The 13,150-nt window shown below is 36.8% G+C and carries 8 protein-coding genes; 5 read left to right on the forward strand and 3 right to left on the reverse strand.

What is annotated here, in order from left to right:
* Positions 1 to 91: 91 nt before the first annotated feature.
* From kdpB to ACNC7R_RS17200, 5 genes are all read left to right on the forward strand, one after another.
* Complete coding sequence (kdpB, locus tag ACNC7R_RS17180) at positions 92 to 2,149, forward strand: potassium-transporting ATPase subunit KdpB (protein ID WP_417942258.1); 2,058 nt, start codon at positions 92 to 94, stop codon at positions 2,147 to 2,149.
* A 121-nt stretch (positions 2,150 to 2,270) separates the two neighbouring features.
* Positions 2,271 to 2,822, forward strand: coding sequence for a K(+)-transporting ATPase subunit C (locus tag ACNC7R_RS17185; protein WP_417942259.1), 552 nt, complete (start codon positions 2,271 to 2,273; stop codon positions 2,820 to 2,822).
* A gap of 465 nt (positions 2,823 to 3,287) precedes the next feature.
* Positions 3,288 to 4,364: a porin gene (locus tag ACNC7R_RS17190; RefSeq protein WP_417942260.1), complete on the forward strand. Its 1,077-nt coding sequence runs from the start codon at positions 3,288 to 3,290 to the stop codon at positions 4,362 to 4,364.
* A gap of 162 nt (positions 4,365 to 4,526) precedes the next feature.
* Positions 4,527 to 5,648: a sensor protein KdpD gene (locus ACNC7R_RS17195; RefSeq protein WP_417942261.1), complete on the forward strand. Its 1,122-nt coding sequence runs from the start codon at positions 4,527 to 4,529 to the stop codon at positions 5,646 to 5,648.
* Between the two features lie 223 nt (positions 5,649 to 5,871).
* Positions 5,872 to 7,587, forward strand: coding sequence for an ATP-binding protein (locus ACNC7R_RS17200; RefSeq protein WP_417942262.1), 1,716 nt, complete (start codon positions 5,872 to 5,874; stop codon positions 7,585 to 7,587).
* Between the two features lie 64 nt (positions 7,588 to 7,651).
* Here the strand turns inward: ACNC7R_RS17200 and ACNC7R_RS17205 are convergent, their stop codons facing one another.
* The 3 genes from ACNC7R_RS17205 to ACNC7R_RS17215 form a co-directional block, all read right to left on the reverse strand.
* The gene (locus ACNC7R_RS17205) at positions 7,652 to 9,061 is read right to left on the reverse strand and encodes an APC family permease (RefSeq protein WP_417942263.1); all 1,410 of its coding nucleotides are present in this window, start codon (positions 9,059 to 9,061) and stop codon (positions 7,652 to 7,654) included.
* 290 nt (positions 9,062 to 9,351) lie between these two features.
* The gene (locus tag ACNC7R_RS17210; protein WP_417942264.1) at positions 9,352 to 10,470 is read right to left on the reverse strand and encodes a LysM peptidoglycan-binding domain-containing protein; all 1,119 of its coding nucleotides are present in this window, start codon (positions 10,468 to 10,470) and stop codon (positions 9,352 to 9,354) included.
* Between the two features lie 379 nt (positions 10,471 to 10,849).
* A complete protein-coding gene (locus ACNC7R_RS17215; protein WP_417942265.1) occupies positions 10,850 to 13,114 on the reverse strand; it encodes an aconitate hydratase in 2,265 nt (754 codons plus the stop codon).
* Positions 13,115 to 13,150: the final 36 nt, after the last annotated feature.

Genomic DNA, 13,150 nt, shown 5'->3' on the forward strand with positions numbered 1-13,150 from the left:
CCCAACGGTTGAAACCGTTGACTGTGTTCTATAATCTGTGTGTCTATTTCGCATAATATTTAACAAATAACATTTAACTTTTTACAAGAAAATGACAACTAATAAATCCACATCATTATTTGAAAGCAACCAGGTAAAAGAAGCTTTATGGCAGTCTTTCGTGAAGCTGAATCCAAAAATGATGATTAAAAATCCGGTAATGTTTACCGTAGAAATTGGAACTGCCATTATGTTTGCGGTTTGCGTTTCAATCTTAATGGGCGCAACCGATCAGGGCAGTTTTATTTACAACTTAATTGTTTTCCTAATTTTGTTTGTAACGCTTTTGTTTGCCAATTTTGCCGAAGCTATTGCCGAAGCAAGAGGAAAAGCACAAGCCGACAGCTTAAGAAAAACCCGTGAAGAAACTCCTGCAAGACAGATTCTGCCAAATGGAGAAATCAGAAACATTAGTTCTTCTCAATTAAAAAAAGACGATGTTTTCATTTGTGAAGCGGGCGATTTAATTGCTGCCGATGGAGAAATCATAGAAGGTTTGGCAACGATTGACGAAAGTGCGATTACGGGTGAAAGTGCCCCTGTAATTCGCGAAGCAGGCGGAGATAAATCGTCTGTAACAGGAGGAACAAAAGTCTTGTCTGATAAAATCAAAGTAAAAGTAACATCAGAACCTGGCGAAAGCTTTTTGGATAAAATGATTGCTTTGGTTGAAGGGGCAAGCCGTCAGAAAACGCCAAACGAAATTGCGCTGACTATTTTGTTAGCGGCTTTTACCTTAATCTTCGTGATTGTCTGCGTTACCTTAAAGCCTTTTGCCGATTACGCGAACGCTCCTATTACCATTGCTGCTTTTATTGCATTGTTCGTTTGTTTGATTCCAACTACAATTGGAGGACTTCTTTCTGCGATCGGAATTGCGGGAATGGACAGAGCTTTACGCGCCAACGTAATTACAAAATCAGGTAAAGCAGTTGAAACGGCGGGAGATATTGACGTTTTGCTCTTGGATAAAACGGGAACAATTACCATTGGAAACAGAAAAGCAACCAATTTTTACCCAACAAAAGGCATTTCTTTTGAAGATTTCGTTAAATCTGCTGTATTGAGTTCGCTTGCTGATGATACGCCAGAAGGGAAAAGTATCTTAGAATTAAGTGAAATGATCGATGTAAAAAATGAAGCGAAAGCCAGCTTTTTACAAACTACTTCGGATATTTCACACACCATCAAATTTACTGCTGAAACCAGAACTTCGGGTGTGATTTTAAAAGATGGAACCAACATTCGAAAAGGTGCGCAAGACGCTGCTAAAAAAATTGCAGAACAAGCTGGGAACACTTTTCCTGAAGATACTTTGCAACAGGTAATCACAATTTCTTCTAATGGAGGAACACCTTTAGTGGTCATCAAAAACAACGAAATTCAAGGTGTTATAGAATTGCAGGATATCATTAAAACCGGAATGAAAGAACGTTTTGAGCGCTTACGCAGAATGGGAATCAAAACGGTTATGGTTACGGGAGATAATCCGCTTACAGCAAAGTTTATTGCCGAAAAAGCCGGAGTAGATGATTTTATTGCCGAAGCAAAACCTGAAGATAAAATGAATTATATCCGAAAAGAGCAAGCTGAAGGCCGCCTGGTTGCGATGATGGGAGACGGGACAAATGATGCTCCTGCCCTTGCCCAAGCCAATGTTGGTGTTGCGATGAACAGCGGAACGCAAGCAGCAAAAGAAGCTGGAAACATGGTTGACTTGGACAATGACCCAACAAAACTAATCGAGATTGTCGAAATTGGAAAACAGCTTTTAATGACTCGAGGAACGTTGACTACTTTCTCTATTGCGAATGACGTTGCCAAATATTTTGCGATTGTTCCTGCTCTTTTTATTAGTGCGATTCCAGCATTAGAAGGTTTGAACATCATGCGTTTGCACAGTCCGGAAAGCGCGATTTTATCAGCTGTAATTTTCAATGCTATTATCATTCCGATCCTGATTCCACTGGCATTGAGAGGTGTTGAATATCGTCCGATTGGAGCAAGCGCCATTTTAAAACGTAATCTTTTGATTTATGGATTAGGCGGATTGATTGTTCCTTTTATTGGAATTAAACTAATTGATTTGCTTGTAGCACTATTTATGTAAGATGCTAAGGCGCTAAGTTGCTAAGATTCTAAGTTTTTTTCTTAGAATCTTTAAAACTTATTTATCACAATTAAAAAAACTTAGAAACTTAGAGACTTAGTCTCTTAGAAACTTTAAAGAAATGAAATCTATATTCTCACTCATAAAACTTACTGCGGTTACTTTAATATTATTCGCAGTTATTTATCCTCTTGCGATTTACGGAATTGCACAAATGGCTCCCAATCAAGGAAAAGGAGAAACGCTTTCGGTTAACGGAAAAGTGGTTGGTTATCAAAAAATCGGACAGAAGTTCGATAAATCAAATTATTTCTGGGGAAGACCTTCGGCAGTTGATTACAATGCTGCAGGAAGTGCCGGAAGCAATAAAGGTCCGAGCAATGCGGAGTATTTAGCTTTGGTTCAAAAGAGAATCGATACTTTCCTTGTTGTTCATCCGTACTTGAAAAAAGCTGAAATTCCAGCTGATATGGTTACCGCTTCAGGAAGCGGTTTAGATCCAAATATTTCCCCGAAAGGTGCTTTGATTCAGGTGAAACGTGTGGCTAAAGAACGAAATTTAGCTGAAGCGAAAGTAAAAGCTTTGGTAGAATCTAAAATTAATACGGCTGTTGTCGGTCCTGAAACGGTGAATGTTTTGGAGTTGAATTTGGCTTTGGATAAGCTTCGCTAAAAGATGCTAAGGTTCTGAGATACTATCCAGATAGTAATCGGTACTAAGTTTTATCCTATAAGGTTTTAAAAACCTTGTAGGTGTGACAAAGTTGTTTTTATGTCATTTCGACGAAGGAGAAATCGCACTCGTAATTCGACATTGACGTCAAAACTGTACGGAGTTTCTTGCGGAGATTTCTCCTTCGTTGAAATGACAAACTAGATGTAAAATCTAAGCTTTAAAAAATTAAACACCTACGAGGTTTTGAAAACCTTGCAGGAAATGACACGCCTTTTTAGCCCAAATCCCCTAGCCCCGATAGTAGTGGAAATCCTTTTTCTGGCTCCTTTAGCCAGGAAAAGATTGAAACGGATAGCGGGATTAGCTCCTAAAAAATCTACTAAATAACTTAAGAGAATGAGATTAGCTTACGCTCAGTTCGCTGTTGCTTGAGTGCTTCGTTCCTCACAATGACAATTAACAATGAAAAAAATAGTACTTACCGCTTTAATCGTTTTTGGTTTTAGCAATTTACAGGCACAGTCAGCATCAAAAAGTCCGTTTACGTTTTCTGGATATGTAGACGTTTATTATAGTTACGATTTCGGGAAACCGGAAAATCATACTCGACCAAACTTTTTTTATAATTATAACCAAAGCAACGAAGTGAACCTGAATTTGGGTTTAGCAAAAGTGAATTATTCGAAAGGAAATGTCCGAGGGAATTTTGCCTTGATGGCGGGAACTTATGCTCAATATAATATGTCGGCTGAGCAGGATTTATTGCAAAATGTTTATGAAGCGAATGTTGGTGTAAAGATTTCGCAAAAGCATGATTTATGGATTGATGCTGGAATTATGCCATCGCATATTGGTTTTGAAAGTGCGATTGGAAAAGATTGTGCGAATTTAACCCGAAGCATGCTGGCTGAAAATTCGCCTTATTATGAAGCGGGTGTAAAAATTGGCTATACGTCTGATTCTGGAAAATGGTATTTGGCTGCGCTGTATTTGAACGGCTGGCAGAGAATTCAGAAAATCGACGGCAATCAAACTCCGGCTTTTGGAACGCAGATTACGTATAAACCTACTGAAAAAGTCGTTTTAAATTGGAGTACCTATATGGGAAACGAACAACCCGATATTGATAAAAAATGGCGTTATTTCAATAATTTTTATGGACAATTTAAAGTAGCCCAAAAAGTGAATCTGACCACTGGTTTTGATATTGGTTCTCAACAATCAGCTAAAGGAAGCGATAAATATGTCATTTGGTTTTCGCCTCTTGTAATTCTGCAATACAAACCAACAGATAAAATTCAGCTGTCAGCACGAAGTGAATATTACAGCGACGAAAAAGGTGTAATTATCGCAACCTCAACCCCAAACGGATTCAAAACATACGGATTTTCAGCTAACTTTGATTACTTAATTACGGATAATGTGCTGTTTAGAATTGAAGCGAGAAACCTGTCAAGTAAAGATGAAATTTTCACCAAAAACAATCTGCCAACAGACACTAATACGTTTGTGACAACAGCATTAGCTATTAGTTTCTAGAAAAAAATCTTAGTGATTAAAATTTATTTCATGCAGATTCTACAGATTATAGCCGATTTAATTAGATTTTTAATCAAATAATCTGCGAATATCTGCTTAAATCTTTTAAAATCTGGGTGAAACAAAAAACTTGTCGACTTAGCACCTTCGTAGCAAAAAAACATGGAAAACGAAAATAATGCACAGCACTTTCTGGATTTGATTCAGAAATCCCGAAAAGGAAAATTTAAAATCTACATTGGGATGAGCGCCGGTGTGGGCAAGACTTTCCGTATGCTTCAGGAAGCACATTCGTTATTGAAAAATGGAATCGATGTAAAAATCGGCTACATCGAAACGCATATGCGGAAGGAAACCCATGAGTTATTGTCTGGTTTACCCATTATTCCGCGACGAACTATTTTTTATAAAGGAAAAGAACTCGAAGAACTCGACGTTCAGGCAATCATCAACCTTAGACCAGAAGTGGTTATTGTTGATGAATTGGCGCACACGAACGTTGAAGGAAGCAAAAACGAAAAACGCTGGCAGGATGTTCTGGAGATTCTGGAAGCTGGAATTAATGTAATTTCGGCTGTCAATATTCAGCATATTGAGAGTTTAAATGAAGACGTAAAACGCATAACTGGAATTGATGTTCAGGAAAGAATTCCAGATAATGTTTTGCGTCTGGCTGATGAAGTTGTAAATATCGATTTGACTTCGGAAGATTTGATTGCCCGGTTGAAAGAAGGAAAAATTTATACAGCAGATAAAATTCAGATGGCTTTGCAGAACTTTTTCAAGTCTGAACAAATTCTGCAGTTGCGTGAATTGGCTTTGAAAGAAGTAGCAAGTCAGGTAGTTCGAAAAGTAGAAAGCGAAGTCCCAAGTCTTCATGCTTTGCGTCATGAGAAATTGTTGGCTTGTATAAGCAGTAACGATAAAACTGCTAAAATCGTAATTAGAAAAGCGGCTCGTCTGGCAGGTTATTACAATGGAAGCTGGTATGTTTTGTATGTCGAAACTCCGCAGGAAAGCCCTACAAGAATTGCACTTGACAAACAAAGGCATTTAATTAATAACTTTAAACTCGCCGTGCAATTGGGAGCAGAAGTTATTAAACTCGAAAATTCGAATATTACAAATGCGATTTTGACAACTGTAGAAGAAAAACAAATTACAACTGTCTGCATCGGTAAACCGCATTTGAATTTATTTAAAGTAATTTTGTCTACAACAATTTTCAGGCGTCTGCTAAATAAATTGTCGTTATCAAACGTTGACCTTGTAATCTTGTCATGAAAAAATATTAAACCATATAAGTTATATAAGTTCATTTAAATTAGTGAACGTTGAAGTTTAACTGCAAAGGCGCTAAGATTTACGCAAAGCACGCAAAGATTAAATTAAAAAATTTTGCCCCCTTGCGACCTTACGAGCAAAAAACCTAGCGAACTTTGCGGTTAAAAAACAAAGCTTAAATTTCCTTATATCACTTATATGGTTCAAAAAATTGTTTTATAAAATGAGAATTAAAACCAAATTGAATCTGGGGGTTGGATTGTTATTTTTAATGATTATCATTCTCTCGTTATTGAGTGCTTATTCTGTTTTTTTAATTAAGCAGGATACCGAGAATATTCTGAAATCCAATTACAATACACTGGAATATTCCCGAAATATGATTTCTGCTTTGGATGAAATTAAATCAGGATCTAAAGAAAATATTCAGAATTTTGAGGAAAATCTAGAGAAGCAAACTCAAAATATTACGGAGCCTGGCGAAAAACAAGCGACCGAAAAACTGAAGGAAAGTTTTGCTCTTTTAACTAAAAATAATACTGATGAAACTGCAAAGGCGCAGATTCGCCAGGACATTTTTGCGATTATGAAACTGAATCTTGATGCCATCAAACAGAAAAGCGACATCGCTAAAAAAACGGCTGAAACATCGAATTTCTCTATTGCCATTGTGGGGACTTTATGTTTTTTAATCGCTTTTAATTTATTGGTTAACCTTCCGAATAATATTGCAAATCCGATTAAGGAATTAACACTAAGTATTAAGGAAATTGCGAATAAAAACTACTCTGAACGTGTTCATTTTACGAGTCACAGCGAATTTGGAGATCTTGCCAAATCGTTTAATACCATGGCGCAAAAGCTGGAAGAATATCACGACAGCAACGTTTATAAACTTCTCTTCGAGAAAAAACGACTGGAAACGCTTATCAATAATATGAACGATCCGATTATTGGTTTGGATCATGAAGGAATTCTTTTGTTTGTGAATGATGAAGCGTTGAAAATTACCGGTTTGAAATCGGAAGACATTATCGGAAAAACTGCATCTGAATTGGCAATTTCTAATGATTTAATTCGTTCTTTAATTCTGAGAGAAAGTGAAACACCGAAAAAACAGCCTCTCAAAATTTTTGCTGACGGAAAGGAAAGTTATTTCGAAAAGGAAATTCACAATATCACGATAACACCAACAGGCGAAGAAAAAGAAATCAATATTGGTGATGTCATTATTCTGCGAAATATTACGCTTTTTAAAGAACTGGATTTTGCTAAAACCAATTTCATTGCCACCGTTTCACACGAATTAAAAACACCTATTGCTTCTATAAAATTAAGTCTTCAATTGCTTGAAAATGCTAAAACAGGCGATATGAACGATGACCAGAAACAATTGGTTGAAAGCATTAAAGAAGACAGTCAGCGTTTGTTGAAAATCACAGGCGAATTACTGAATTTATCGCAATTAGAAACGGGGAATATTCAGCTGAATATTAGCAAAAGCAACCCACAGGAAATTGTAAAATATGCTGTTGAAGCCGTAAAAGTTCAGGCAGATCAAAAACAAATTCAGTTAATTGTTGATGCCGATGAAAGCCTTAAAAACGTAAAAGCCGATGCTGAAAAAACAGGCTGGGTTTTGATTAATTATTTATCAAATGCGATTCGGTATTCGCCTGAAAAAAGTAAGATTCTCATTAAATTAAAAGAAGAAAATGACCAGATTGTTTTTCAGGTTATCGATACCGGAAAAGGAATTGAGCCAAGATACAAAGACAGAGTTTTCGATAAATACTTCCAGATTCCCGGCAGTCAGAAATCAGGAACAGGATTAGGTTTAGCGATCAGCAAAGAATTTATTGAAGCGCAAAACGGAAGCGTTGGTGTAGAGAGCAATTTAGGATTGGGAAGTACTTTTTGGTTTACATTGAAGGTTTAGTACTGAAAAATAAAAATGCCCTGCTAAAAAACAAGGCATTTAATATTTATTTTATACTAAAATTTTATTGTTTTGGTTTTGTCAAATAATACACCGGAATGCCAATTAGCATAATTAAAATTCCCCATCCACAAGTGGTAAATTTTGTGAGAAGCAATGAAACACTAATTGCCGAAGCCAATACAATATACAGTAATGGCAAAAATGGATACCCGAACGCTTTGTAAGGCCTCTCCAGGTCTGGCATTTTTTTACGCAATATAAAAATTCCGTAGATTGTTAAGATGTAAAATATCAATACAATAATAATGACAAAGTCTAATAAATCACCGTATTTACCGGTAAGACACAAAATCGAAGCCCAGATACACTGTGCCCATAAAGCCCAGGAAGGAACACTAAATTCATTAAGTACTGCTGCTTTTTTAAAGAATAAACCGTCTTTTGCCATTGTGTAATATACTCTGGCTCCCGCCATAATCAAGCCGTTATTGCAGGCAAAAGTTGAAATCATAATCATGATGGCAATAACTAAAGTTCCGATATCGCCAAAAATATACTGAGAAGCCACCACCGCTACCCTGTCTGATTTTGCTGTTGCAATTTCATTCATCGGCACTACCGCCAGATACATCAGATTTGTAAGCACATAAATAATCGTAACGATGAAAGTTCCTAAAAATAAACTTAAGCCCACATTACGCTTGGGATTTTTAATTTCTCCGGCAATAAAAGTCACACCAACCCAGGCATCGCTTGAAAATAATGATCCAACCATTGCGGCTGAAATACCTGTAATTAAAGCTTTTCCACTAATTGGTATCCACGAAGTATTATCCGCATCATAAGAATGTGGCGTCCATGCCGCAGTCCAGTTCGCATCCCAAATTGAAACTTTCGCTGCAAGTGTTAATCCAAATACGATCAAACCTAACAATGACAATATTTTAATAATGGTTAAAACTGTTTGAAGAGCCTTTCCATTTTTTACACCACGACTATTGATAAATGTAAGCAGAACAATAGTAATAATGGATACGATTTGCGCCGCATTTAGTTTAAAATCTCCTAATTCAAATACTATATTTTCGTCACTAAGCGGTTCATACAGATAGGCTGCAAATTTGGAGAAAGCTACTCCTACTGCAGCTATTGTGCCGGTCTGAATCACAGCAAAAAAACTCCAACCGTACAAAAAGGCAATTAGTTTATTGTATGCTTCTTTCAGATACACATATTGCCCTCCTGCTTTAGAAAACATTGCGCTTAATTCTCCATAACTTACAGCGGCAATAATGGTAATCAGTCCTGAAATTAACCAGATTAATATTAGCCATCCAGCCGAACCTACTTGCCTTGCAATGTCGGCACTTACAATAAATATCCCGGAGCCAATCATAGAACCTACCACAAGCATGGTTCCGTCTAATAATCCGAGTTCTCTCTTAAAACTTTCCTGGTTGTTATCCTGCATTTTTTTGGTTTTTTGGTTGGTTAAAGATATACTTTTTTTAGAAACTTTTTAATTAGGCAGTTAGATTGTCAGATATAAAAAACCAAAGAACAGATTACATTTTAAACTCACAAGAGAATAATTACTAACAAAAAGGAAATGCCTTATACTATCTTAAGTATTGATAATGTAAGATTTAATTTTGACTAAAACGAGTTTAGTGAAGGATCAAAAAGTTATGATGTGGCTTACTGCAATTTCATTTTTTAAATCTCTTTTTAAAATAAAAAAAGATTTAAAAACTTAAAACATTATTCTAAAACACGATTTACCTGCGAGAAAGATCTTTCGTAATAAGGTTCTTTGGTTGAAGAAATAATGACTCCTCCATGAGTTGAAGAATGAACGAATTTAATTTCTTCATCTACCACCTCTATCACCATTCCAACATGATTAATTTGGCGTCTTCCATTAGTCTTGAAGAAAATTAAATCCCCCTTTTGTGCTTCTTCCGGATTGACTTTTGTACCAATTCTCGATTGTTCAATAGAGCTTCTTGGGAGTCTGATATCAAAATTACCAAAGGTTGAATACATCAACCCAGAGCAATCAAAACCCGCTTTTGTTGTCCCGCCTGAGCGATAACGGGTACCAATATTTTCAGTAGCATTTATAATTAGCTGATCAACTAACTCTGGATGATTACTAACTCTGATTACCGTTGAGGAATCTTTTTTGACTGATGTATCATCAGCTGCCAGAACTGACGGATTTACAGTATTTGATGTTTCCTGATTAGCTTTTGAAGACTGAAGAGAAGCTGCTTTTTCTTTAGAAGCAAGGATTTTTAACTGATAGCCAATAGGCAGTTTATTCTTGATTTCAGGATTTTGTTTTTCTAGTTCAGTTACTGTGATTCCGAATTCCTTTGCAATAGCATATTTAGTTTCTTTAGGCAAAACTTCTCTGGAAACTTCAACTAATTCTGATGGAGCATTTCCAATCGGCTGCTGCACTACTGAATACCCGTTGGAAGGAATAACAATCTGCTGCCCTATTTTTAGTCCTTCACTTTCTAATAAAGGATTAGCTTTTTTCAAATTTTCAACTGAAACTTTATATTTTTTTGATATCCCCCAAAGTGTTTCTTTGGCTAAAACTTCATGTGAACCGGGATTTGTCTGAGCAAAGTCTTGATTGGATTTTATTTCCTGAGATGGATTAGAATTTGGAATCAATAAAACCGAATTTAATTTTAAAATTTTCGGCGCATCAGGATTAGCGTTTGCTATATCTTTTGGCTTTACTCCGTATTTTTTAGCAATATTGTAAAGATTATCACCTTTTGAAATAGTATGCCTGATGTAATTATCCTGAGAAAATGCACTTACTGAAAAAAGCAAAAATATAAAGACAAATTTGAAAATCATTATTTGGGGAATTTTAATTTTCTATACTACTATTCCTTCTTGATTTTAAACTCAAAAAAGAAAGTTTTTATTACCAAAAAAGCGAATTTAACTTTTTAAAGTAAAAAATACACGTTTTTTAACAACAAATTTATGTCAAAATACCTCACTAAAAATGTTTTCGCAGCTAACTCAAAGTTTCTGTGTGAGTTATAAATTATTCGGGGAATCATAAAGTTTAAAATAAAATTGTGCTGAAAACAGGAATTATAGCCCGGATGGAAGCGTCATCCTTTTGTCCCGATAGTTATCGGGACAAAAGATACAGCGAGCAGGAACAGCTCCCAAAATAAAAAACGCCCTGTTTTCACAGAGCGCTTTTTGTATAATAGCTTTGAAATTATGCTTTTCCGGCCGCAATTAAGTTTAATGCTGAACCTGCAACAAACCAGCCAATCTGACCTTCATTGTAAGTGTGATTTGCCAGAATAATATCTTTTGTTCCATTTTCATGAACGAATTCTAACGTTAATGGTTTTCCCGGAGCAAACTCAGTTAAATCAGTAAAGTTGATCGTATCATTTTCCTGAATTTTATCGTAATCTGCTTCGTTTGCAAAAGTTAACCCTAAAAGGCCTTGTTTTTTTAGATTTGTTTCGTGGATGCGGGCGAAAGATTTTACCAATACCGCTTTAACACCTAAGAAACGAGGCTCCATTGCTGCGTGTTCACGAGAAGAACCTTCACCATAATTGTGATCACCCACAACAATAGAAGGTACTCCAGCCGCTTTATAGGCACGGGCTACAGCAGGTACAGCATCATAAGCACCAGTCAATTGATTTTTGACCGAGTTTGTTTTCTGGTTGAATGCATTTACGGCTCCAATCAGCATATTATTTGAAATATTATCTAAATGTCCGCGGAAACGCAACCATGGACCTGCCATTGAAATGTGGTCTGTGGTACATTTTCCAAAAGCTTTGATTAGTAATTTAGCGCCAGTAATATTTTGACCATCCCAGGCATCAAAAGGAGCTAACAATTGCAAACGCTCTGAAGTAGGGCTTACTACAACCTGAACTCCTGAACCGTCTTCGGCAGGAGCCTGAAATCCCGGATCTTCGGCATAGAAACCTTTTTCAGGCAATTCATCTCCTGTTGGTTCATCGAGCATTACCTCTTCACCATCTTCGTTAATTAATTTGTCAGTCAAAGGATTGAATCCTAAATCACCCGCAATAGCCAAAGCTGTTACCAGTTCCGGAGAGCCTACAAAAGCCAAAGTATTTGGGTTACCATCTGCACGTTTTGAGAAGTTACGGTTGAAAGAGTGGACAATAGTGTTTCTCTCTTCTTTTTCAGCTCCTTCCCTGTCCCACATACCAATACATGGGCCGCACGCATTGGCAAAAACTGTTGCACCAATTTTATTAAAAGTATCGATAAATCCATCTCTTTCAATTGTAGAACGAACAACTTCAGATCCTGGAGTGATGGTAAATTTCGCTTTAGTTTTTAAGTTTTTTTCTGAAACCTGTTTTGCCAAAGAAGCGGCACGTGATATATCCTCATAAGAAGAGTTGGTACACGAACCTATTAAACCAACCTGAATCTGTAATGGCCAGTTGTTTTTAATGGCTTCTTCTTTCATTTTAGAAATTGGAGTAGCTAAATCCGGAGTAAAAGGTCCGTTTAAATGCGGCTCTAATTCAGATAGGTTGATTTCGATAACCTGATCAAAGTATTTTTCAGGGTCAGCATAAACCTCAGGATCTCCGGTTAAATAAGTAGCTATTTTATCTGCAGCATCAGCAACATCAGCCCTGTTTGTAGAGCGAAGGTAACGACTCATAGAATCATCATAACCAAAAGTTGAAGTTGTAGCTCCAATTTCGGCTCCCATGTTACAAATGGTACCTTTACCTGTACAAGACATCGCTGTTGCGCCTTCGCCAAAATATTCTACAATCGCTCCAGTTCCTCCTTTTACAGTCAGAATACCGGCAACTTTAAGAATCACATCTTTTGGAGCAGTCCACCCTGATAATTTACCAGTAAGTTTAACTCCAATTAATTTAGGGAATTTCAATTCCCAGGCCATTCCTGACATAACGTCTACAGCATCAGCACCTCCAACACCAATCGCTACCATTCCTAAACCTCCTGCATTTACAGTATGGGAATCCGTACCAATCATCATTCCGCCCGGGAAAGCATAATTCTCCAATACTACCTGATGAATAATTCCAGCCCCAGGTTTCCAGAAACCAATTCCGTACTTATTAGAAACTGAAGAAAGGAAGTCGAAAACTTCGTTACTTTGTGTTTTGGCTCTTGCCAAATCGGTAGCAGCATCTACTTTTGCCTGGATAAGGTGATCACAATGCACAGTTGTTGGGACTGCTACTTTAGATTTTCCGGCATGCATGAATTGCAATAATGCCATTTGTGCCGTTGCATCCTGACAGGCTACTCGATCCGGTGCAAAATCAACATAATCAACTCCTCTTCCAAACGCCTTGGTTGGGTTTCCTTCCCAAAGGTGATTGTACAAAATTTTCTCTGTTAAAGTAAGTGGACGACCAACAATCTGACGTGCTGCATCAACACGACCGGGCATGTTTTCATACACTTTTTTAATCATTTCAATATCAAAAGCCATAGTTATATATTAATTATATTAGTGTAAATCAGCTTA

Source organism: Flavobacterium adiutor (assembly GCF_048282555.1).
Lineage (GTDB): Bacteria > Bacteroidota > Bacteroidia > Flavobacteriales > Flavobacteriaceae > Flavobacterium.

Bases quoted from the DNA above. Each gene is read 5' to 3' on its own strand.
- ACNC7R_RS17205 (WP_417942263.1), bottom strand. From the start codon at position 9,061: ATGCAGGATAACAACCAGGAAAGTTTTAAGAGAGAACTCGGATTATTA.
- ACNC7R_RS17210 (WP_417942264.1), bottom strand. From the start codon at position 10,470: ATGATTTTCAAATTTGTCTTTATATTTTTGCTTTTTTCAGTAAGTGCA.
- ACNC7R_RS17195 (WP_417942261.1), top strand. From the start codon at position 4,527: ATGGAAAACGAAAATAATGCACAGCACTTTCTGGATTTGATTCAGAAA.
- ACNC7R_RS17185 (WP_417942259.1), top strand. From the start codon at position 2,271: ATGAAATCTATATTCTCACTCATAAAACTTACTGCGGTTACTTTAATA.
- kdpB (WP_417942258.1), top strand. From the start codon at position 92: ATGACAACTAATAAATCCACATCATTATTTGAAAGCAACCAGGTAAAA.
- ACNC7R_RS17215 (WP_417942265.1), bottom strand. From the start codon at position 13,114: ATGGCTTTTGATATTGAAATGATTAAAAAAGTGTATGAAAACATGCCC.
- ACNC7R_RS17200 (WP_417942262.1), top strand. From the start codon at position 5,872: ATGAGAATTAAAACCAAATTGAATCTGGGGGTTGGATTGTTATTTTTA.
- ACNC7R_RS17190 (WP_417942260.1), top strand. From the start codon at position 3,288: ATGAAAAAAATAGTACTTACCGCTTTAATCGTTTTTGGTTTTAGCAAT.